This is a genomic window from Streptomyces sp. MGP-BFMKR1 (genome assembly GCF_057766585.1).
Map to the genome: position 1 here is coordinate 3,031,082 of NZ_CM173408.1, position 20,878 is coordinate 3,051,959.

Below are 20,878 nucleotides of genomic sequence, written 5' to 3' on the forward strand. Positions count from 1 at the left end.
TCTGTCCGCGGAGGTTGTGAACGGGTGACGGGGCTCATCTATCCCCGCCCCCTCCCACGCGCAGGGAAAGGGCCCGACCCCAAAGAGTCGAACCCTTCCTGACCTGCGCCTTCACCAGGTCAGCGGCGCTGTAGCGACAAGCCGCCCACGCCGGCCATTACACGTTGAACCGAAACTCCACCACGTCCCCGTCCTGCATCACGTAGTCCTTGCCCTCCATGCGCGCCTTGCCCGCCGCGCGGGCGTCGGCGACCGAGCCGGTGGCGACCAGGTCGTCGAAGGAGATGACCTCGGCCTTGATGAAGCCCTTCTGGAAGTCCGTGTGGATGACGCCCGCCGCCTCCGGGGCCGTCGCGCCCTTCTTGATGGTCCAGGCGCGGGCCTCCTTGGGGCCGGCGGTCAGGTAGGTCTGGAGGCCCAGGGTCTCGAAGCCGACGCGGGCCAGGGTGGCGAGGCCCGGTTCTTCCTGGCCCATGGACTGGAGGAGTTCCAGGGCCTCGTCGTCGGACAGCTCGATCAGCTCGGACTCGATCTTCGCGTTGAGGAAGATCGCCTCGGCCGGGGCCACCAGGGCGCGCTGGGCGTCCTTGAAGGACTCGTCGACCAGCTCGTCCTCGTCCACGTTGAAGACGTACAGGAACGGCTTGGTGGTCAGCAGGTGCAGCTCGTGCAGGAGCTGGCCCTGCTCCGTGTTGCGGGTGATGCCGGCCGAGAAGAGGGTGCGGCCCTCTTCGAGGATCTTCTGCGCGGCCTCGGCCGCGGCCACCACGTGCACCTTGTCCTTCTGCAGGCGCGACTCCTTGGTGAGCCGGGGCAGCGCCTTCTCGATGGACTGGAGGTCGGCCAGGATCAGCTCGGTGTTGATCGTCTCGATGTCGTCCTTGGGCGAGACCTTGCCGTCCACGTGGACCACGTTCTCGTCCTGAAAGGCCCGGATGACCTGGCAGATCGCGTCCGACTCGCGGATGTTCGCGAGGAACTTGTTCCCCAGGCCCTCGCCCTCCGACGCGCCGCGGACGATGCCCGCGATGTCCACGAAGTCCACCGTCGCCGGCAGCTTGCGCTGCGAGGAGAAGATCTCGGCGAGGGTGTCGAGGCGGGGGTCGGGCACGCCCACGACGCCGACGTTCGGCTCGATGGTGGCGAACGGGTAGTTGGCCGCCAGCACGTCGTTCTTGGTCAGGGCGTTGAACAGGGTCGACTTGCCGACATTCGGCAGGCCGACGATTCCGATCGTGAGCGACACGTGGCGACTTCCCGTAGCGAGAATTGGGTAGGGCGGGCCCGGACGGGCCGGTCCACCAGTCTACGGGCCCACTCCGAACACTCCCCCGCCCGGCCGTCCGGCCGCCCGGGAGTCCAATCCCCCACCCCCGGGCGCCGCGAGGATTTCCGCTGCGCCCGGCATGCGCCCGTACGGCCGTATCGAGTACCCCGCCGGGCGGACTATCGGTCGAACACACAATCAAGGTGAGTCAAAGCGCGTGTCCATGGCCCCTGCACCGGCACGGGGCGACCTACGTTGGTGCGGTGGAACGACCCAGTACGCGTACGCCCCGCCGTACGGCACCGCCGCCCCGGCCGCCCGCCGGAGGTCCGGCCGGTGTCGGTGTCGGCGGTGCCGGCGCCGACACCGGTGAGAACGCCACCGTCTACCGGGCGCGGGCCGCCGGGCCGCTGCCCGAGCCGCTGCTCGCCGCGGTGCGCAGACTCCCCGAGCCCAAGCTGACCGGGTTCGGCACCGGCATGCTGGCCACTCTCGCCATGCTCGCCGTGGGGTGCCTGGCCGCGCTGCTGTTGTCCGGCTCGACGGTCGCGTACGGCCTGTTCTTCCTGCTGGTCTGCGCGGCCAGCGGGGTGTGGGTGCGGCCGGCGGACCTGGTCGCCGGGCCGGTCAGCGTGCCGATCGCCTTCGCGGTCGGGCTCGTCCCGCTGGGCGAGGGCGGGGACGGGTTCGGCGAGCACGCGATGAACGTCGTCACCGCGCTCTCGCTCGAGGTCGGCTGGCTGTACACGGGCACGCTGATCACCGGCCTGATCGTCCTCATACGTCGCGTCGCGCTGGTCGGCCGGCGCCAGCGGCGGGCCCGGCAGCACGCCGGGGCGCAGTCGGCCGGCGCCGAACGCGCCGGCGCGCACGAGCGCGAGGCCGACCGGCCGGGGCCGGCCCAGCCCGCGGCGCCGGGCGAGGACGTCGCGTACGCCGAAGGCCAGCGCCTGGCTCCGCGGGCTGGGCGGGGGCCCGAGGGGCGGCCCGGCCGGGCCGCCGCCCGCGGGCGCTGAGGCGCCGGCCGCGTCCACGACCCCGCGGGCCAGGGCAGCCAGCCAGGCCAGGGCAGCCCCGCAGGCCGGGGCGGCCGTGGACCGGGCGGCCAGAGGTCAGAAGCCGGCGGCCGAGCCCAGGCCGGGCGTGGTGAGGGTGGTCGCGGCCGGGTGCGGGTGGGAGGCCGAGCCGGCGGGCCGGCCGGCGAGCGCCGCGGCCATCGCCCCGCCGACGATCCCCGCGTTGTTCCGGAGCTGCGCGGGCACCACCTCGGCCTGGATGCCCTCGATGAGCGGCAGGAACTTGTCCGCCTTGCGGCTGACGCCGCCGCCGATGATGAACAGCTCGGGCGAGAACAGCATCTCCACGTGGGCGAGGTACTTCTGTACCCGGCGCGCCCAGTGTTGCCAGCTCAGGTCCCCCTCCTCCTTGGCCCGGGTGGAGGCGCGCGCCTCGGCCTCGTGACCGTGCAGTTCCAGGTGGCCCAGCTCCGTGTTGGGCACCAACTGCCCGCCGCTGAAGACGGCACTGCCGATGCCGGTGCCGAACGTCAGCAGGATGACGGTCCCGGTCCTGCCCCGCCCGGCGCCGAACCGCAGCTCCGCGATGCCCGCCGCGTCCGCGTCGTTGACCAGCGTGACGGGCGCGCCCACCCGCTCGGCGAGCTTCTGCGCGGCGTTCACGCCGATCCACGCCTTGTCCACGTTGGCGGCGGTACGCGCCGCGCCGTCGACCACCACCCCGGGATAGGTGGCCCCGACCGGGCCGGACCAACCGAAGTGCTCGATCACCTCGCAGACGCCGTCGAGCACGGCGTCCGGGGTCGCCGGATGCGGGGTGAGCACCTTGTGTCGTTCGGCCGCCAGGTCGCCGCGTTCCAGGTCGACCGGTGCGCCCTTGATGCCGGAGCCGCCGATGTCCACACCGAATACGTTCATGAAGACCACGCTACGACGGGGCGGCCGGCCCTGACCCCGATTCGACGGGCCGCCGCCCTCTTCGTCGACGCTCGCCGCCGCTTCGGCAGGTCCAGATCGGGTCTCGCTCCGTCGGACTCGGCCCCACCGGGCCCCACCGGGCCGGACCGGCTCGACCCCATCCGGCAGGGTTCGGCCCCGCCGCAGCGAACCGGTCTCGCCCCCGTCCGCCGGGCCGTCGCCAGGGGGAGCGCGCCGGCGCGCGGGGGCGTAACGAACGGGCCGGCCGGGGCGCGGAGGCTTCCCGCGCCCCGGCCTGGGCCCAGCCCGAGCGACGTCGGCCGATGGCGGGCGCGAGGCTGGGGCCTGGCGGCCCGGGCCCGGGCGCCCGATCGGGTCAGGCGGTGGCTTCCCCCTCGACGGGGCCACGGGAGGCCGCTGCCGCCGCCTCGGCGCGCAGGTCCCGGCGCAACTCCTTGGGCAGCGAGAACGTGATGCTCTCCTGCATCGGCTGCACCACCTCGACGTCCGCGAACCCGCGCTCGGCGAGCCAGTCGAGCACGCCCTCGACCAGCACGTCGGGCACCGACGCGCCCGAGGAGACGCCGACGGTGCGCACCCCTTCGAGCCACGCCTCGTCGATCTCGCTCGCGTAGTCGACCAGGTGGCCGGCCTTGGCGCCGGCGCCGAGCGCGACCTCGACCAGCCGCACCGAGTTGGAGGAGTTCTTCGAACCGACGACGATGACCAGGTCGGAGTCAGCGGCTATCTGCTTGACGGCGACCTGGCGGTTCTGCGTCGCGTAGCAGATGTCGTCGCTCGGCGGGCTGATGAGCTGGGGGAACTTCTCCTTGAGGGCGTCCACCGTCTCCATCGTCTCGTCCACGGAGAGGGTGGTCTGGGAGAGCCACACGACCTTGGACTCGTCCCTGACCTCGACGTTCGCGACGTCGTCGGGGCCGTCGACCAGCGTGACGTGGTCGGGCGCCTCGCCACTGGTGCCGATGACCTCCTCGTGGCCCTCGTGGCCGATGAGGAGGATGTCGTAGTCGTCCTTGGCGAACCGGACGGCTTCCTTGTGGACCTTGGTCACCAGCGGGCAGGTCGCGTCGATGGTGGCGAGGCGGCGCTCGGCCGCCTCCTCGTGGACGACCGGCGCGACGCCGTGCGCCGAGAAGATCACGATGGAGCCCTCGGGCACCTCCTCCGTCTCCTCGACGAAGATCGCGCCCTTCTTCTCCAGGGTCCGTACGACGTACTTGTTGTGGACGATTTCCTTGCGCACGTAGATGGGTGCGCCGTACTGCTCCAGGGCTTTCTCGACAGCGATCACGGCACGGTCCACACCCGCGCAGTACCCCCGCGGGGCTGCGAGCAGGACCCGGCCGGTGGCGCGCGAAGCATCTCCGCTGGGGGCCGTGGCGGGCGTCGGGCTGGGCGTTGCGGTCATGCTGACCATGGTACGGCCGTGCCGCAGCGCTGAAAGGGCGCGCGGGTGGATCAGACTGAGCCGAGGCGCGCGACCTACGGAGGCATCATGGCCGGCCCGAAGACCACACAGGCCACACTGCGACGCACGCTCACCTTCCGCGATCTGGTCGTCTATGGCCTGTTGTTCATCGCCCCGATGGCTCCCGTCGGTGTCTTCGGCACCCTGGACGCCAAGTCGCACGGCGCGGTGGCGCTGGTGTACCTGGTGGCGACGGTGGCGATGGCCTTCACCGCGTACTCGTACGCCCAGATGGTCCGCGTCGCCCCGCGCGCCGGCTCCGTCTTCACCTACGCCCGGGTCGGGCTGGGCGAGGGCCCCGGCTTCATCGCCGGGTGGATGGCGATGCTCGACTACCTGCTCATCCCCGCGGTCGCGTACCTCTTCTCCGGCATCGCGATGGAGGAGCTGGTGCCGTCGGTGGACCGGTGGGTGTGGACCGCGATCGCCGTCGTGGTGACCACCGGGCTCAACCTGTGGGGCGTGCGGGCGGCGGCGCTGGTCGGGTTCCTGGTGCTCGCGATGGAGATCGCGGTGCTGCTGGTGTTCGTGGCCGCCGCGCTGGTGGAGCTGGCCGCGCACGGCGCGCAGCGCGACTGGCTCTCGCCCCTGACCGGGCAGAGCGGGTTCACGATGTCGGCCGTGTTCGGCGCGGTGTCGGTGGCCGTCCTGTCGTACCTGGGCTTCGACGCCATCGCCTCGTTCGCGGAGGAGACGCTGGACGACGGTGACGGTAAGGGCGGTAAAGGCAGTGAAGACGGTAAGGGCGGTACGACCCGTAAGGGGGGCAAGGGGAGCAAGGGGGGCGGAGCCGGCGCGCCGGCGGTCGGAGGGGGTGCGCCGGCGGGCAAGGGGAGCGGGTGGCGCAGCGCCGCGGGCCCGGCGCGGGTCTCGCGCGCGGTGCTGACCTGCCTGGCCGTGGCGGGCTTCCTGTTCATCGTGCAGACCTACCTGGCCGCGCTGCTCTCCCCCACCTCGTCCTCGGAGCTGGCCGCCGATCCCGCCGCGCAGGGCGGTGCCTTCTACGCCGCGGTCGACTCCTCCGTGGGCACCTGGCTGCACGACCTGGTGGCGGTGAGCAAGGCGATCGGCGCGGCGTTCGCGGCGCTGGCCGGGCAGGCCGCGGCCGGGCGGCTGCTGTTCGCGATGGCACGCGACCGGCGGCTGCCCGGCGTGGTGGCCAAGGTGAACGCGCACAGCGGGGTGCCTCGCCGGGCGCTGCTCAGCGCCGCCGTGGTCACGCTGGTCGCGGCGGTGTGGGCGGCCCGGCGCGACGACGGGCTCGACCGGCTGGTCTCGGTGGTCGACGTCGGCGCCCTGACCGCGTTCGCGCTGCTGCACGCGTCGGTGATCGGCTGGTTCTGGGTACGCAAGCGGGCCGAGGTGCCGAGCGTGTTGCGGCACGTGCTGGTGCCGCTGGTCGGCATGGGCATCGTCATCGCGGTGATCGTGGAGGCGTCGAGCACGGCACAGCTCATCGGCGCGATCTGGCTGGGCGTGGGCTTCGTGGTGCTGGCGGCGCAGTGGCGCGGGCGCGCGGCGGGCGGTACGGGTGGTGCGGGTAGTACGGGTGGTACGAGCGGTACGACAGGCCCGTCGAACGGCCCCGGCGACCCGGGCGCCGGCGCACGCTGACGGCGGCCGGGAGCGTCCGCGCCCACTTCCGGGCGCCGGGCGCTGTCGGTGGCCGCGGCTACGCTCGTGCGCATGGCTAGGCAAACGTCTGCGGAGACGCCCATTCCGGTCGGCGAGGTGTCCCGGCTCATCGGGGGCTGGATCGACCGGTTGGGGGCGGTGTGGGTGGAGGGGCAGATCACCCAGCTCTCCCGGCGGCCGGGCGCGGGCGTGGTGTTCCTGACGCTGCGCGACCCCTCGTACGACATCTCCCTGACCGTCACGTGCTTCCGGTCCGTCTTCGAGCAGGTGGCGGACTCGGTCTCGGAGGGCGCGCGGGTCGTGGTGCACGCCAAGCCGGAGTGGTACGCGCCGCGCGGCCAGCTCTCGCTGCGGGCGGCGGAGATCCGCCCGGTGGGCGTGGGCGAGCTGCTGGCCAGGCTGGAGCGGCTGAAGAAGTCGCTGGCCGCCGAGGGCCTCTTCGCGGCCGACCGCAAGCGCCCGGTGCCGTTCCTGCCGCAGCTCGTCGGCCTGGTCTGCGGGCGGGCCTCGGCGGCCGAGCGGGACGTGCTGGAGAACGCGCGGCTGCGCTGGCCGGCGGTGCGGTTCGAGGTGCGCACGGTGCCGGTGCAGGGGGTGCACGCGGTGCCGCGGGTCGTCGAGGCGGTCAAGGAGCTCGACGCCCATGCCGAGGTCGACGTGATCGTGGTGGCGCGCGGCGGCGGCAGCGTGGAGGACCTGCTGCCGTTCTCCGACGAGCAGTTGATCCGGGCCGTGGCCGCCTGCCGTACGCCGGTGGTGTCGGCCATCGGCCACGAGCCGGACTCGCCGCTGCTCGACCTCGTCGCCGACCTGCGGGCCTCCACGCCCACGGACGCGGCGAAGAAGGTGGTACCGGACGTCGGCGAGGAGCTGACCCGGGTGCAGCACCTGCGCGAGCGCGCGCTGCGCGCGGTCGGTGGCCAGCTCGACCGCGAGGAGCGCGGCCTGGCCGCGGCCCTGGCCCGGCCGTGCCTGCGGCAGCCGGAGCGCATGGTGGACGACCGCGAGGAGCAGGTCGCGGCCCTGCTGCACCGCAGCCGCGGCACGCTGCGCCACCTCCTCGACCGCGCCGACTCGGAACTCGCCCACACCCGCGCGCGCGTGGTGGCCCTGTCCCCCGCGGCGACCCTCCGCCGGGGGTACGCGGTGCTCCAGCACGAGGACGGCGCGGTGGTACGGGATGCCGCCGAGGTCTCCGACGGCGAGCGACTGCGCGCCCGGGTCGCCGACGGCGCGTTCACGGTGACGGCCGAGCGGCCGGCTGAGGAGTCGTAGCGAGGGGGCGTACGCGGGCCCGACGGGCCGGGGCCGGCCACGCCGAGCAGGGCCGTGGCCGTGGCCGTGCTGAGCCTTCGCAGGATTCGTGCCACGATCGCTTCCTTCCGATGGGTTCGAACCGATATGCCGGACAACGGGCACGGTCGGACGCCGGCGACCGAACGGCCGAGGTTCCCCGCCGCGCCCTGTCCCGAGCGCGGTCCAGGTGCAACGCGGACCCGCCGTGTCCGGTCCCCGCCCCGCGGGCGTCCCCCGCGCGCGGGGGACGCCGTACGAGCGCGACCGCGCTGTCGTACCGCGCACATAGGCTGGAGGCATGGTGAAGACGGGCGAGAAGTCGACCGAGACCGCGCTCGGGTACGAGCAGGCGCGGGACGAGCTGGTCGAGGTGGTGCGGCGGCTGGAGACGGGCGGCACCACGCTGGAGGAGTCGCTCGCGCTGTGGGAGCGGGGCGAGGAGCTGGCGCAGGTGTGCCGCCGCTGGCTGGACGGCGCGCGGGCGCGGCTCGACGCCGCCCTCGCCGAGCGCTCCGATTCCGCCGACGCCGCCGACACGTCGGAAGCGGCCGGCTCCGGCCGGTCGGACCGCTCCGCCGGTTCGTCGGGCTCGGCGCCCGGCGAGGGCGAGGGCTGACCTGACGCCACCCGATCCGCCCCTCCGGCCCGACCCGCGTCCACGCGGCCCGGGCGGGTGGGGCGGCGTGCTGCGTGGGGGGCGAGGGCGTGCCCCGATCGCGCGTGCGTGACCTGGGGCACCCTCGCCCCGTTTTAGTTGAAACTTAATCTAAAAAGCGTACAGTGAGAGACGCCAAGCTCGGCCTTGTGCCGCGAGACCAGCACAAACAAGCAGAAGGTATGTCATGACTCTCGCCCTGGACGCGACCGCCCAGAACCTGCTCTTCCGTGAGGCCCACACGGCCAACACCTTCACCGACGAGCCGGTGACCGAGGAGCAGATCAAGGCGATCTACGACCTGGTCAAGTACGCCCCCACGGCGTTCAACATGTCGCCGCTGCGGGTGCTGCTCGTCCGCTCGCCCGAGGCCCGTGAGCGCCTGGTCTCGCACATGGCCGAGGGCAACCGCCCGAAGACCGCCGCCGCCCCGCTGGTGGCCGTGCTCGCCGTGGACCACGAGTTCCACGAGGAGCTGCCCAAGCTCTTCCCGCACGCCCCGGGCATCAAGGACGCCTTCTTCGCCGAGCGCCCGGTGCGCGAGCAGGCCGGCACGTTCAACGCCTCGCTCCAGATCGGCTACTTCATCCTCGGCGTCCGCGCCGCCGGCCTCGCCGCCGGCCCGATGACCGGCTTCGACGCGGCCGGCCTGAGCAAGGAGTTCTTCGCCGACGGCGACCACCAGGTGCTGGCCGTGGTCAACCTGGGCAAGCCGGGCGAGGGCGCGTTCAACCCCCGCTCGCCGCGCCTGGAGTACGACGAGGTCGTCACCACCGTCTGAGCCCGATCCCGGCTCCGGCCGCCGCCGGCGGCCCCGACCGCCGGCCACGCCGTACCGCGCCCCCGCACCCCCACCCGGGTCGGGGGCGTCGCGCGTCTCGGGAGCGGCCCGCACACCGCGCTCGCGCGGTCGCGCCGGCCGCGTCGGGCCGGCCGTCGGGCCGCCACACGACCGTTGGCCCGCCGGGCCGCCGGGCCGTTGACCTGCCGAACTCGCTGGCCCGCTGGTCCGCTAGGGCATTACTCGGCAGGCTTGGCCGAGGGGGACTCGGTGCCCTGTGGGGCGAAGCTGGGCCGCTGGCCCTTCTTCATCTCCAGCGCGTCGACCATCCGCAACAGGTCCTGCTCGGGCGCGGTGCCGGTGACCACGGTCGTGACGCCCGGCTCCTCGCGGACCAGCGCGTTGTACTTCTCGCCCGCGTACCGGTTCCACTTCTTGCCGTCGACCTCGACGGCGCCGCCGCGCTGCTTGGCCTTGTGCGTGACGTCGGCCACGTACTGCCGCACGCGGTCCGTGTCGCTCTGCTCGACGCCGACGTACTCCTTGTCGGGCGTCAGGTACCCCAGGTGCCATACGGCGCCGAGGTCCGACCGCCCCCGGTAGCTGACCGAGGTGGCGCGCCACTCCCTGGGCAGTCCCTCGGGGGCGGCGACGGCGTAGGGGGCCGTCCGGCGCACCTGGTCGACCTCGACGCGGGTGTTCACCGTCTTGATCGGGTCCTTGCTGTCATCGTGCGGAATGAAGACGTAGATGCCCGCTGCGGCGACCATCGTCACGCCCAACGACAGCACCAGATTCTGTACGGTTCGATTCTCACCACGCTTACCGGCCACAGCACCATGGTCCCCTATGACCCGAGCGGTCTGACCAGCGGCCCCGATCCGCCGCGCGGTGGATCTCCGCAGGCCGAGTGATCGCGCTCATACGTGGGGTCCACTGCTCATTTTCGCGGCGTACCGATAAAGTCGTGCACACCCTCGCCCTCCTTGCCCCGCTTCGGGCGGGAGGGGTCACACGGCCGTCGCCGTACAGAAAGGTGCGTTCCGATGACCGAGCATCATCTGCCGTCCCCCCTCGAAGTCAGCCCCGAGGCTCCCGACCGCAACCTGGCGTTGGAGCTGGTCCGGGTGACCGAGGCCGGCGCCATGGCGTCCGGTCGCTGGGTCGGCCGTGGCGACAAGAACGGCGCGGACGGCGCGGCAGTCAAGGCCATGCGTTCGCTCGTGCACACGGTCTCGATGAACGGCGTCGTCGTCATCGGCGAAGGCGAGAAGGACGAAGCGCCGATGCTCTTCAACGGCGAGCGCGTCGGCGACGGGACCGGCCCGGAGTGCGACGTGGCCGTCGACCCGGTGGACGGCACCACGCTCACCGCCAAGGGCATGGCCAACGCGGTCTCGGTGCTCGCCGTCGCCGAGCGCGGCTCCATGTTCGACCCGTCGGCCGTCTTCTACATGGACAAGCTCGTGACGGGCCCGGAGGCGGCCGAGTTCGTGGACATCACGGCCCCGGTCGGCGTGAACATCCGGCGCATCGCCAAGGCCAAGCGCTCGAGCCCGGAGGACGTCACCGTCGTCATCCTGGACCGGCCGCGCCACGACTCCATCGTGAAGGAGGTCCGGGAGGCCGGGGCCCGGATCAAGTTCATCTCGGACGGCGACGTCGCGGGCGCGATCATGGCCGTGCGCGAAGGCACCGGCGTGGACCTGCTGCTCGGCATCGGCGGCACCCCGGAGGGCATCATCGCGGCGTGCGCGATCAAGTGCCTGGGCGGCACCATCCAGGCCAGGCTGTGGCCCAAGGACGACGTGGAGCGCCAGCGCGCCCTGGACGCGGGCCACGACCTGGACCGGGTGCTCCAGACCGACGACCTGGTCAGCGGCGACAACGTGTTCTTCGTCGCCACCGGCATCACCGACGGCGACCTGCTGCGCGGCGTGCGCTACCGGGCCGAGACCGCGACCACCCAGTCGCTGGTCATGCGCTCGAAGTCGGGCACGATCCGGCAGATCGACTCCACCCACCGGCTGTCCAAGTTGCGCGCGTACGCCTCGGTCGACTTCGAGCGCGCCCGCTGAGCCACCGCCCCCGACAGGCGCCGCCCACCGAAGCCCACTGACGGCGCGCGCCGCCCGTACGACGCGACCGCCCGTACGACCCAGCCGCCCGGGCCGCACAGCCACCCGTACGACGCGGCCGTCGGCGCCACGCGACCGGTACCCGACGGCGGCTCGTACGTCACAGCCGCGGGGAGACAGTCGCTGACACGGGCGGTCGCCGGCACGGACGGGCACTGGCACGCACGGGCGCCGACACGGACGGGCTGGTACCGGACAGCGTGGGTAGGGCACAACGGAGCCGGGTCCGCCGATCGAGGGCGGACCCGGCTCCCCCGCTTTCCGCGCGCGTGGGACGCGGGACAGCGGTGGCACCTGGGTCGGGTCAGGGCGTGGGCCGCGGGCAGGCGTGAGCCGGCTGGCGGGGGCGTCGTCAGCCCGCCGCGGCGACCCGCACCGCCCGCTGGAGCTCCGCCTCCCGCCGCCTGCGGCGGGCCAGCACCACGCGGCGCTCGGCGGCCGTGAGGCCACCCCACACGCCGTACGGCTCGGGCTGTATGAGTGCGTGCTCCCGGCACTCGACCATGACCGGGCAGCGGGCACAGACCCGCTTCGCGGCCTCTTCCCGGGACAGTCGGGCGGCGGTCGGTTCCTTGGAGGGGGCGAAGAAGAGCCCGGCTTCGTCGCGGCGGCACACCGCCTCGGAATGCCAGGGGCCGGCCTGATCGCGAGCGTGCTCACGCTGCGGGGGCACGGCGGCGTCCTGCAGGGGGTGATGCGGTTGCAGCACGGTCTACTCCTGACGACGGCTCCGGTTTGGGTCACCCTTGCCCGCCTCGCTGCGCACGACCGTTCGCGCCCGCAGCCGTACGAGAGACGATGCACGAAGCTTTACCCGCTGTGCGGGTGCTTATGCACACGGTTGCCTCGCGTCGTACAGACGTTCCGTTCGGCGCGTGGAGCTGTGCCTTTCTGGCCCGCCGTACTGGGGGTTTTCGACCGTTCGTTCGCGCCCCCTAAGCGTTCAGGTTCCGGACCCGCTTCCCGCGCTTGGGCTTGGCCTCCACGCCACCGAAGACCGCGAAGCCGCTGACGACCACCACCGGGGCCGCCGGGTCCTCCGCTTCCGTGTCGGCGACGTCGAAGCCGCCGAAGATGCCGGTGCCCGCGGAGCGCAGGGTGACGTTCTCCGGCACCCGGATCTCCACGCCGCCGAAGATCGCGGTGGCCTGGATGACGATCTCCTGCTGCTCGAAGACCGCCTCCGTCAGGTCGATCTCCACGCCCCCGAAGAGCGCGAACGCGTTGGTCTTGCGGCCGACCCGCCAGCGCCCCCGGCGGCCGGCGCCGCCGAAGACCGCGATCAGGTTGTCGGTGAGCGAGTTGCGCGGGGGCGGCAGCGTGGGCGTGCTGGCGGACGCGGGGCGCGCCGCCCGCGCCCCGTCCGGGTCCGCCACGGCGCCCGCCGTCGGCAGATCCCGTACGAACGGGGCGAGTTCACCCCGCGTCTTCGCCTCGTACACCCCGCCGATCCGCTCGGCGTGCTCTTCTGCGGTCAGCCGCCCCTCCGCGAGGGCCTCGCGGAGGATGTCGGCGACGCGGTCGCGGTCGGCGTCGGAGGCCCGGATGGCATCCGCCGGCACGGCCGGGGCGGCGGTCGCGGGTGCGGCGTCGGGCTTGGTCAAGGGAACCGGCTGGTGTTCGTCCACGCGCCCCAGCGTAGCGATACGCGATAGATCGCGATAGAGGCGGCTGGGACTACTGAGCCGCACCTCACCGACACGGTGTCGGACCGCCGTTCTACCCTGGTGGGCGCTCCCCTCGCTCTGCCCCGGGAAGCGCCTGCCATGGACGTCAGCGACTAACCGCAGTGAGGATTGGCCCCCGATGCCTGAGTTCGCGTACACGGATCTGCTTCCCGTTGGCCCGGACGCCACCCCGTACCGGCTCGTGACCGCCGAGGGTGTGAGCACCTTCGAGGCGGACGGGCGGACGTTCCTCAAGGTGGAGCCGGAGGCGCTGCGGAAGCTGGCGGCCGAGGCCATGCACGACATCTCGCACTACCTGCGCCCGGCCCACCTCGCCCAGTTGCGGCGCATCCTGGACGACCCGGAGGCCAGCCCGAACGACCGGTTCGTGGCGCTCGACCTGCTGAAGAACGCCAACATCGCGGCGGCCGGCGTGCTCCCGATGTGCCAGGACACCGGGACCGCGATCGTGATGGGCAAGCGCGGCCAGCAGGTGCTGACGGCCGGCGGCGACGAGGAGGCTCTCTCGCGCGGCATCTACGACGCGTACACCCAGCTCAACCTGCGGTACTCGCAGATGGCCCCGCTGACCATGTGGGACGAGAAGAACACCGGCTCCAACCTCCCCGCGCAGATCGAGCTGTACGCGACGGACGGCGACGCCTACAAGTTCCTCTTCATGGCCAAGGGCGGCGGCTCGGCCAACAAGTCCTTCCTCTACCAGGAGACGAAGGCGGTGTTGAACGAGGCGTCGATGATGAGGTTCCTCGAGGAGAAGATCCGCTCCCTCGGCACCGCCGCCTGCCCGCCGTACCACCTCGCGATCGTCGTCGGCGGCACCAGCGCGGAGTTCGCGCTCAAGACCGCCAAGTACGCCTCCGCGCACTACCTGGACGAGCTGCCCGCCGAGGGCTCGCCCACCGGGCACGGCTTCCGGGACCGGGAGCTGGAGGAGAAGGTCTTCGAGCTGACCCAGAAGATCGGCATCGGAGCCCAGTTCGGCGGCAAGTACTTCTGCCACGACGTGCGCGTGGTGCGGCTGCCGCGGCACGGCGCGTCCTGCCCGGTGGCCATCGCCGTCTCCTGCTCGGCCGACCGGCAGGCGGTCGCGAAGATCACCGCCGAGGGCGTCTTCCTGGAGCAGTTGGAGACCGACCCGGCGCGCTTCCTGCCGGAGACCACCGCCGAGGAGCTGACCAAGGGCGCCGGCCCGGACCTGGACGCGGTGGCCGTCGACCTCAACCAGCCGATGGACGCCATCCTGGCCGAGCTGTCCCGGCACCCGGTCAAGACCCGGCTCTCGCTCACCGGCACGCTGGTCGTCGCCCGCGACATCGCGCACGCCAAGATCAAGGAGCGGCTGGACGCGGGCGAGGAGATGCCGGCGTACCTCAGGGACCACCCGGTGTACTACGCCGGCCCGGCCAAGACTCCCGAGGGGTACGCGTCCGGGTCCTTCGGGCCGACCACGGCGGGCCGGATGGACGCGTACGTCGAGCAGTTCCAGGCGGCCGGCGGCTCCAAGGTGATGCTCGCCAAGGGCAACCGCTCCGCCCAGGTCACCAAGGCGTGCGCCACCCACGGCGGCTTCTACCTCGGCTCCATCGGCGGCCCCGCCGCCCGCCTCGCGCAGGACTGCATCAAGAAGGTGGAGGTCCTGGAGTACGAGGAGCTGGGCATGGAGGCCGTCTGGCGGATCGAGGTCGAGGACTTCCCGGCGTTCATCGTCGTGGACGACAAGGGCAACGACTTCTTCGCCGACCCGTCCCCGACCCAGCCCCTGCTGACCAGCATCCCGGTGCGCACTGCGGACTGACCCGGGCCAGTGCCGTACGAGGGAGCCCCCGGCCGGGGCGCGTTGCCGGCGTCGGGGGGCTCTCGCCGTGCGGTGGCTCGTCGTACGGCGGTCGGGACGTGAACCGCCGCGCGGCCGGGGCGGCGCCCCAGCACGGAGGGCCATGTCCGCGCGGGCCTCTCAGGACCCTCGCACGGCCCTACTCGGCCTTCGGGGCGGGAGATGGCGCGGCACTCACTCACCACGCGCCAGCGTCTCCCGCACGACCTCCCCGAGCGGGACGCCGGGGGCCGGGTTGGCCATGCGCTCATCGATGATCTGGTTGAGCTCACGCTCTTCCCACTCCTGGTACCCGCGCAGCACCTCGATGGACACGACGGCGGCGACCTGCTTGCCCCGGCGCGTGATCACCGTGGGCACGCCGTCGCGATCGGCTCGTTCCACGACCTCGGCCAGGTGCGCCCGTACATCACGGATGGACTCCATGGGCAGCGGCTGTGACATGCGCCCGAAGATGCCAGGTGTCGCGTGCGGGCACCACGGCCGCAGCGGGCCACCGGCCGCGGCCCCCGCCGTGAGCGCCGTCGCGACGCCCACGGCCGCGGGAACACCCGCACACCGCGCGCGCCGCGCCCCGCGTGAGCCGTCGCCCTCCTTCCCGACCTGCCCTCTTGCTGCGTTACTCACGGTATTCACGGGCGATAGGGTCGCTCGGGAACACCGGGAACCGGACAAACGCTGGTCTTGCCAGGAGGTGGGTCGACGATGAGCGACGAGCAGTACCGGATCGAGCATGACTCGATGGGTGAGGTGCGGGTCCCGGCGGACGCCAAGTGGCGGGCGCAGACCCAGCGGGCGGTGGAGAACTTCCCGGTGTCGGGCCAGCGGCTTGAGCGGGCGCACATCCAGGCGCTCGCCCAGATCAAGGCGGCGGCGGCCACGGTCAACGCCGGGCTCGGGGTGATCGACAAGGAGATCGCGGACGCCATCGCCGGCGCGGCGGGCGAGGTCGCGGACGGGCGGTGGGACGAGCACTTCCCGGTCGACGTGTTCCAGACCGGCTCGGGCACCTCGTCCAACATGAACACCAACGAGGTGGTCGCGACGCTGGCCACCGAACGGCTCGGCCGGCCCGTGCACCCCAACGACCACGTCAACGCCAGCCAGTCGTCCAACGACGTCTTCCCGTCCTCGATCCACATCGCGGCTACCGCGGCCGTCACCGCCGACCTGATCCCGGCGCTCGACCACCTCGCCGAGGCGCTGGAGCGCAAGGCGCAGGAGTTCGCCCACGTGGTGAAGTCGGGGCGTACGCACCTGATGGACGCCACCCCGGTCACCCTGGGTCAGGAGTTCGGCGGCTACGCGGCGCAGGTGCGCTACGGCGTGGAGCGGTTGCGCAGCGCGCTGCCGCGGCTGGCCGAACTGCCGCTCGGCGGCACCGCCGTGGGCACCGGCATCAACACCCCGCCCGGCTTCTCGGCCGCCGTCATCGCCGAGGTGGCCCGCGCCACCGGGCTGCCGCTGAGCGAGGCCAGGAACCACTTCGAGGCGCAGGGCGCGCGCGACGCCCTGGTGGAGACCTCCGGGCAGTTGCGGACCATCGCGGTCGGCCTCACCAAGATCTGCAACGACCTGCGGTGGATGGCCTCCGGGCCGCGCACCGGGCTCGCCGAGATCGCGCTGCCCGACCTCCAGCCGGGCTCCTCGATCATGCCGGGCAAGGTCAACCCGGTGATCCCCGAGGCGGTGCTGATGGTGGCCGCGCAGGTCACGGGGAACGACGCGACGGTGGCCACGGCCGGGGCCGCGGGCAACTTCGAGCTCAACGTGATGCTGCCGGTGATCGCGAAGAACCTGCTGGAGTCCATCCGGCTGCTCGGCAACGCGGCCCGGCTGCTCGCGGACCGCACCGTCGACGGGATCACCGCCGACGTCGAGCGGGCCAGGGAGTACGCGGAGTCCTCGCCGTCGGTGGTCACCCCGCTCAACCGGTACATCGGCTACGAGGAGGCGGCGAAGGTGGCCAAGCGCTCGCTGGCCGAGCGCAAGACCATCCGTCAGGTCGTCCTGGAGTCCGGCTACGTGGAGCGCGGCGACCTGACCCTGGCCCAGCTCGACGAGGCCCTCGACGTGTTGCGGATGACGCACCCGTAAGGCCGGTACGGGACCGCCCGCGCGGCACCGGCGTACGAGCCCCGCAACGAGCCCCGTACGAGCCCCGTACGGGCGTACGAGCCCCGCGTGGGCGGCCCGTACGCCGGTCGGCGGACCCCGGGGGCGGGCGCCCGCGTAGCGGGTGGGGGTGGCGCGCGGCGCCGCCCTTGCGCGGCGCACGAGAGGTCGGCGGCGGCGGGCGAGGCGCGACGCGCGCCCCCGGCCGCCCGCCGTTCCCCCCGTGTCCGCCTCCCGTGCACTCCAGGAAATGGGATTCGTCACGGCGCGGCGGCTTTGCCGCGCCTAAGATCTGCTCATGACAGCGGACACGGTGGAGACGAGGGGCGCGACCGGCGCCGCCCACTGGGCGCCGGGGGACCAGGTCCTGTGGCGTTACCGGGCCAACGGCCGCGACCGCATCCACATCTGCCGTCCGGTGACCGTCGTGCAGGACACCGACGAGTTGCTCGCCGTCTGGCTGGCCGCCGACACGCGCTGCGTCAAGCCACGGCTGGCCGACGGCACGGAGATCCACCACGAGCCGCTGTCCACGCGCTACACCAAGCCCCGCGCCCTCGCCCAGTGCCGCTGGTTGGGCACCGGCGTCCTCAAGCTGGCCCGGCCCGCCGACCCGTGGTCGGTCTGGCTGTTCTGGGACCGTGGCTGGCGCTTCCGCAACTGGTACGTGAACCTGGAGGAGCCCCGCGTCCGTTGGAGCGGTGGCGTCGACTCCGAGGACCATTTCCTGGACATCGCGGTCTACCCGGATCGGAGCTGGGAGTGGAAGGACGAGGACGAGTTCGCGCAGGCACAGCGCGCGGGCCTGATGCCGCCGCGCCAGGCGGCACGGGTGCGGTCCGCCGGCCGGGCCGCCGTACGGGCCATCACAGCGTGGACGGCCCCGTTCCGGGACGGCTGGGAGGACTGGCGCCCGGACCCGAACTGGCCGGTACCCGAGCTTCCGGTGGACTGGCACCGCACGCTGGGCCGTCCGAGGTCGCCTGCCCCTTGAAGTCCACCTGGACTTCAAACGTAGGATCGTCCTCCGCAACACTGCTCCGGCAGGAAACAATCAAACGCAACTCACGAACAAAGTACGGAATTTGACGTGCGGTCACAGAAGGGCGATGTCGTGAGCGGTGACGGTCACCACGGGCACGAGGCGTACGGCCGGTTAGAGATCGATCGCAGCGGTCAGGCCGAGGCGTTCGACGCGATCGGGGACCGGTACGACGAAGCGTTTCCCCACAAGGACGGGCAGGTTCAGTCGAGCCGGTGGCTGGCCGGCGCGCTGCCCGCGAACTCCCGCGTGCTCGACGTCGGCAGCGGCACCGGGGTGCCCACCGCGCGCGAGCTGAGCGACGCGGGCCACGACGTCGTCGGGATCGACATCTCCCCCGGCATGCTCAAGATCGCCCGGGACAACGTGCCGGGCGCCACCTTCCACCTCGCCGACATCGCGGGCCTGCGGCCCGGCGCGCCCTTCGGTCCGGGCGGCCCGCGCGACCTGGGCCGCTTCGACGGGGTCAGCGCCTACTTCTCGCTGCTGATGCTGCCGCGCGCGGAGATCCCCCTCGCGCTGCGCACCCTGCACGGACTGCTGAAGCCCGACGGCCTGCTCGCGGTGGCCATGGTGGAGGCGGACGTGGACGACTTCGCGATCCCGTTCCTGGGCAACACGATCCGGGTATCCGGTTACCTGCGGGACGAACTGCGCCAGGTCGTGCACGACGCCGGCTTCGACGTCCTGGCCGAGGACTCGCACGCGTACGCCCCAGCCAGCACGGACGTGCCACCGGAGCTCCAGCTCTTCCTGCACTGCCGACGACGCGCCTGACATCGGTGCGCCCGACCGACGCGGGCGCACGGCCCCGGACGGATGGAAACCCACGCGTGACGGAGCATCCCACCTCCCACGACCGCAGGCAGGCCGCCGCAGCCGCGACGGCCTCGGGCGCAGCCATGCCCGAAGACGCGCACGGCGCGGTCCCCGACCCACGCACCGGCCTGGGGCAGGGCCCCGGTCCGGCCGCCCCGTCTGAGCCCGACCCCGACCACCGGCCACGCCCGGCCGGGCACGAGGCCGAGCCGCGCCATCCGGGGCCGCCGGCGGCCTCCGCCGCGCCCGGGGCGCCGGCCCCGGCCAACCGGCAGGCCGAGGCGCCCGCCGAGCGGCCGGCCCCCGCCGACGCGCAGCGGCCGACCGCACCCGTGGCCGCGCAGCCCCCGGCCGTCGGGACGCCGGGGGCCGACGCCAGCGCCCTCGCGGCGCGCGGCGGTGAGCGGCTGCGCTATGTGGGCGCCGCGACCCGGCGCATCGCGCGCGGCATCGACCTGGACGAGATCGTGCTCGGGCTCTGCCGGGCCACCGTGCCGACCTTCGCCGACGCGATCCTGGTCTACCTGCGGGACCCGCTGCCGGTCGGCGACGAGCGCCCGGTGGACCCGGTGATGCTGCGGCTGCGGCGTACCGACCGCATCCCGGAGGAGGCCGACACCGAGACCCGGCTGCCGCTGCTGCCCTCGGGCCCCGACCTGTCGCCCGCGCTCGGTGGCGGGCCCGCGGCCGACCTGTGCGAGGTGCGCGCCGGCGGGCCGCTGGCCGAGGTGTTGCGCGGGGTGCGCCCGGTCTTCGGCGACTCGGTCGCGGCCCGGGCGGCGCTGCCGGAACTGCTCGGCGAGGGCCGCACGGTGGCGACGGGGAACCGCGCCATCCTGGCGCCGCTGCGCGGTCGCCGCCGCGTGACCGGCGCCGCCGTCTTCATCCGCCGCCCCGAGCGACCGCCCTTCGAGCGGGACGACCTGCTGGTCGCCGCCCAGTTGGCGACGCACACCGCGCTCGGCGTGGACAAGGCGGTGCTGTACGGGCGGGAGGTGTACATCGCCGACGAGCTCCAGCGCACCATGCTGCCGGACTCGCTCCCCCAACCCACCGGGGTGCGCCTGGCCAGCCGTTACCTGCCCGCGGCGGAGAGCGCGCGGGTCGGCGGCGACTGGTACGACGCGATCCCGCTGCCCGGCAACCGGGTCGCGCTCGTCGTCGGCGACGTCATGGGCCACTCCATGACCTCCGCCGCGATCATGGGCCAGCTCCGTACGACGGCCCAGACGCTGGCCGGGCTCGACCTGCCGCCGCAGGAGGTGCTGCACCACCTCGACGAGCAGGCCCAGCGCCTGGGCACCGACCGCATGGCCACCTGCATGTACGCGGTCTACGACCCGGTCGCCCACCGCATCGTGATCGCCAACGCCGGGCACCCGCCGCCCCTGCTGCTGCACCGTGGCGGCCGGGCCGAGGTGCTGCGGGTGCCGCCCGGCGCGCCGATCGGCGTCGGCGGTGTGGACTTCGAGGCGGTGGAGCTGGACGCGCCCGCGGGCGCGACGCTCATGCTCTACACCGACGGCCTGGTCGAGTCGCGCATCCGCGACGTGTGGACCGGCATCAACCAGCTCCGCGAGCGGCTGACCGAGACTGCCCGGCTGACCGGGCCGAACCCCCCGCCGCTTGAGGCGCTGTGCGACGAGGTGCTCGACATGCTCGGCCCGGGCGACCGGGACGACGACGTCGCGCTGCTCGCCGCCCGCTTCGAGGGCATCGCGCCCAGCGACGTGGCGTACTGGTTCCTCGACCCCAAGGCGCAGACCGCGGGGCAGGCCCGCCGGCTGGCCCGGCGGGCGCTGACGCGCTGGGACCTGGAGGAGCTGACCGACCCGGTGGAGTTGCTGGTCTCGGAGGTGGTCACGAACGCCGTGCGGTACGCCGAGCGTCCGATCACGCTGCGGCTGCTGCGCACGGACGTGCTGCGCTGCGAGGTCGGCGACGACGTGCCGCAGCTCCCACGGCTGCGCCAGGCCCGGCCGTCCGACGAGGGCGGGCGCGGCCTGTACCTGGTCAACCGGCTGGCGAGACGCTGGGGCGCGACCCGGTTGAGCACAGGCAAGGTGGTCTGGTTCGAGCTGGCCATGCCGCCCAAGGCCGCCGCCCACCCGGGCTAGCCGTTCCCCCTCGTACTCGGACGCGCCCCGCGACCCCTGACCGGGCCCCGGGGCGCCCGTGCGTCCGG

Annotated in this window: 18 protein-coding genes; 11 read left to right on the forward strand and 7 right to left on the reverse strand. The window is 73.1% G+C overall.

Annotated features, from left to right (window positions below):
* Nucleotides 1–157 precede the first annotated feature (157 nt).
* Nucleotides 158–1,246, reverse strand: a complete 1,089-nt coding sequence (ychF, locus tag AC3CHW_RS11245) for a redox-regulated ATPase YchF (protein WP_187060601.1) — start codon at nucleotides 1,244–1,246, stop codon at nucleotides 158–160.
* A 284-nt stretch (nucleotides 1,247–1,530) separates the two neighbouring features.
* Between ychF and AC3CHW_RS11250 the strand changes: the two genes are divergently transcribed.
* The gene (locus tag AC3CHW_RS11250; protein ID WP_488470347.1) at nucleotides 1,531–2,283 is read left to right on the forward strand and encodes a DUF6542 domain-containing protein; all 753 of its coding nucleotides are present in this window, start codon (nucleotides 1,531–1,533) and stop codon (nucleotides 2,281–2,283) included.
* A 96-nt stretch (nucleotides 2,284–2,379) separates the two neighbouring features.
* Here the strand turns inward: AC3CHW_RS11250 and ppgK are convergent, their stop codons facing one another.
* A complete protein-coding gene (gene ppgK, locus AC3CHW_RS11255; RefSeq protein ID WP_488470348.1) occupies nucleotides 2,380–3,201 on the reverse strand; it encodes a polyphosphate--glucose phosphotransferase in 822 nt (273 codons plus the stop codon).
* A gap of 376 nt (nucleotides 3,202–3,577) precedes the next feature.
* Nucleotides 3,578–4,630, reverse strand: a complete 1,053-nt coding sequence (locus tag AC3CHW_RS11260) for a 4-hydroxy-3-methylbut-2-enyl diphosphate reductase (protein WP_387592280.1) — start codon at nucleotides 4,628–4,630, stop codon at nucleotides 3,578–3,580.
* 87 nt (nucleotides 4,631–4,717) lie between these two features.
* On the opposite strand from AC3CHW_RS11260, the gene AC3CHW_RS11265 reads away from it, so the two are divergent.
* The 4 genes from AC3CHW_RS11265 to AC3CHW_RS11280 all read left to right on the forward strand — a co-directional run bounded on the left by AC3CHW_RS11265 (nucleotide 4,718) and on the right by AC3CHW_RS11280 (nucleotide 9,057).
* Complete coding sequence (locus AC3CHW_RS11265; RefSeq protein WP_488470349.1) at nucleotides 4,718–6,304, forward strand: APC family permease; 1,587 nt, start codon at nucleotides 4,718–4,720, stop codon at nucleotides 6,302–6,304.
* Nucleotides 6,305–6,376: 72 nt separating this feature from the next.
* Nucleotides 6,377–7,600, forward strand: coding sequence for an exodeoxyribonuclease VII large subunit (gene xseA, locus AC3CHW_RS11270; protein WP_459247377.1), 1,224 nt, complete (start codon nucleotides 6,377–6,379; stop codon nucleotides 7,598–7,600).
* 319 nt (nucleotides 7,601–7,919) lie between these two features.
* Nucleotides 7,920–8,237 (forward strand): exodeoxyribonuclease VII small subunit, encoded by a 318-nt coding sequence (locus AC3CHW_RS11275; protein WP_488470350.1) that lies wholly within the window; start codon nucleotides 7,920–7,922, stop codon nucleotides 8,235–8,237.
* A gap of 226 nt (nucleotides 8,238–8,463) precedes the next feature.
* Nucleotides 8,464–9,057 carry a malonic semialdehyde reductase gene (locus tag AC3CHW_RS11280; protein ID WP_176163814.1) on the forward strand — a complete coding sequence of 198 codons (594 nt, stop codon included), beginning with the start codon at nucleotides 8,464–8,466 and terminating at the stop codon, nucleotides 9,055–9,057.
* A 239-nt stretch (nucleotides 9,058–9,296) separates the two neighbouring features.
* Here the strand turns inward: AC3CHW_RS11280 and AC3CHW_RS11285 are convergent, their stop codons facing one another.
* Nucleotides 9,297–9,890 (reverse strand): DUF4245 domain-containing protein, encoded by a 594-nt coding sequence (locus AC3CHW_RS11285; protein ID WP_232544264.1) that lies wholly within the window; start codon nucleotides 9,888–9,890, stop codon nucleotides 9,297–9,299.
* Nucleotides 9,891–10,103: 213 nt separating this feature from the next.
* Here AC3CHW_RS11285 and glpX point away from each other — a divergent pair, with 213 nt between their 5' ends.
* Entirely contained in the window at nucleotides 10,104–11,135 is a 1,032-nt protein-coding gene (gene glpX / locus AC3CHW_RS11290) for a class II fructose-bisphosphatase (protein WP_176163813.1), read from the forward strand.
* 412 nt (nucleotides 11,136–11,547) lie between these two features.
* Here glpX and AC3CHW_RS11295 read toward each other — a convergent pair whose 3' ends face one another.
* Both AC3CHW_RS11295 and AC3CHW_RS11300 read right to left on the reverse strand, forming a co-directional pair.
* A complete protein-coding gene (locus AC3CHW_RS11295; protein WP_176163812.1) occupies nucleotides 11,548–11,904 on the reverse strand; it encodes a WhiB family transcriptional regulator in 357 nt (118 codons plus the stop codon).
* Between the two features lie 226 nt (nucleotides 11,905–12,130).
* Nucleotides 12,131–12,823: a DUF1707 SHOCT-like domain-containing protein gene (locus tag AC3CHW_RS11300; protein WP_488470351.1), complete on the reverse strand. Its 693-nt coding sequence runs from the start codon at nucleotides 12,821–12,823 to the stop codon at nucleotides 12,131–12,133.
* A gap of 178 nt (nucleotides 12,824–13,001) precedes the next feature.
* Between AC3CHW_RS11300 and AC3CHW_RS11305 the strand changes: the two genes are divergently transcribed.
* A complete protein-coding gene (locus AC3CHW_RS11305) occupies nucleotides 13,002–14,678 on the forward strand; it encodes a fumarate hydratase (RefSeq protein ID WP_398611647.1) in 1,677 nt (558 codons plus the stop codon).
* A gap of 213 nt (nucleotides 14,679–14,891) precedes the next feature.
* Here the strand turns inward: AC3CHW_RS11305 and AC3CHW_RS11310 are convergent, their stop codons facing one another.
* Nucleotides 14,892–15,161: a type II toxin-antitoxin system Phd/YefM family antitoxin gene (locus tag AC3CHW_RS11310; protein WP_488470352.1), complete on the reverse strand. Its 270-nt coding sequence runs from the start codon at nucleotides 15,159–15,161 to the stop codon at nucleotides 14,892–14,894.
* Nucleotides 15,162–15,422: 261 nt separating this feature from the next.
* Here AC3CHW_RS11310 and AC3CHW_RS11315 point away from each other — a divergent pair, with 261 nt between their 5' ends.
* The 4 genes from AC3CHW_RS11315 (at nucleotide 15,423) to AC3CHW_RS11330 (ending at nucleotide 20,810) form a co-directional block, all read left to right on the forward strand.
* Complete coding sequence (locus tag AC3CHW_RS11315; protein WP_381159105.1) at nucleotides 15,423–16,814, forward strand: class II fumarate hydratase; 1,392 nt, start codon at nucleotides 15,423–15,425, stop codon at nucleotides 16,812–16,814.
* A gap of 316 nt (nucleotides 16,815–17,130) precedes the next feature.
* Nucleotides 17,131–17,826 (forward strand): cytidylyl-2-hydroxypropylphosphonate hydrolase, encoded by a 696-nt coding sequence (gene fomD / locus AC3CHW_RS11320; RefSeq protein WP_488470353.1) that lies wholly within the window; start codon nucleotides 17,131–17,133, stop codon nucleotides 17,824–17,826.
* Between the two features lie 120 nt (nucleotides 17,827–17,946).
* On the forward strand, nucleotides 17,947–18,651 hold the full coding sequence (locus AC3CHW_RS11325; protein WP_398611644.1) for a class I SAM-dependent DNA methyltransferase: 705 nt from the start codon (nucleotides 17,947–17,949) through the stop codon (nucleotides 18,649–18,651).
* A gap of 56 nt (nucleotides 18,652–18,707) precedes the next feature.
* Nucleotides 18,708–20,810: a SpoIIE family protein phosphatase gene (locus tag AC3CHW_RS11330; protein ID WP_488470354.1), complete on the forward strand. Its 2,103-nt coding sequence runs from the start codon at nucleotides 18,708–18,710 to the stop codon at nucleotides 20,808–20,810.
* Nucleotides 20,811–20,878 lie beyond the last annotated feature (68 nt).

Coding starts and splice junctions, on each gene's coding strand:
- ppgK (WP_488470348.1), bottom strand. CDS start 3,201: ATGAACGTATTCGGTGTGGACATCGGCGGCTCCGGCATCAAGGGCGCA.
- AC3CHW_RS11260 (WP_387592280.1), bottom strand. CDS start 4,630: ATGACCGCAACGCCCAGCCCGACGCCCGCCACGGCCCCCAGCGGAGAT.
- AC3CHW_RS11265 (WP_488470349.1), top strand. CDS start 4,718: ATGGCCGGCCCGAAGACCACACAGGCCACACTGCGACGCACGCTCACC.
- xseA (WP_459247377.1), top strand. CDS start 6,377: ATGGCTAGGCAAACGTCTGCGGAGACGCCCATTCCGGTCGGCGAGGTG.
- AC3CHW_RS11275 (WP_488470350.1), top strand. CDS start 7,920: ATGGTGAAGACGGGCGAGAAGTCGACCGAGACCGCGCTCGGGTACGAG.
- AC3CHW_RS11280 (WP_176163814.1), top strand. CDS start 8,464: ATGACTCTCGCCCTGGACGCGACCGCCCAGAACCTGCTCTTCCGTGAG.
- glpX (WP_176163813.1), top strand. CDS start 10,104: ATGACCGAGCATCATCTGCCGTCCCCCCTCGAAGTCAGCCCCGAGGCT.
- AC3CHW_RS11305 (WP_398611647.1), top strand. CDS start 13,002: ATGCCTGAGTTCGCGTACACGGATCTGCTTCCCGTTGGCCCGGACGCC.
- AC3CHW_RS11310 (WP_488470352.1), bottom strand. CDS start 15,161: ATGTCACAGCCGCTGCCCATGGAGTCCATCCGTGATGTACGGGCGCAC.
- AC3CHW_RS11315 (WP_381159105.1), top strand. CDS start 15,423: ATGAGCGACGAGCAGTACCGGATCGAGCATGACTCGATGGGTGAGGTG.
- fomD (WP_488470353.1), top strand. CDS start 17,131: ATGACAGCGGACACGGTGGAGACGAGGGGCGCGACCGGCGCCGCCCAC.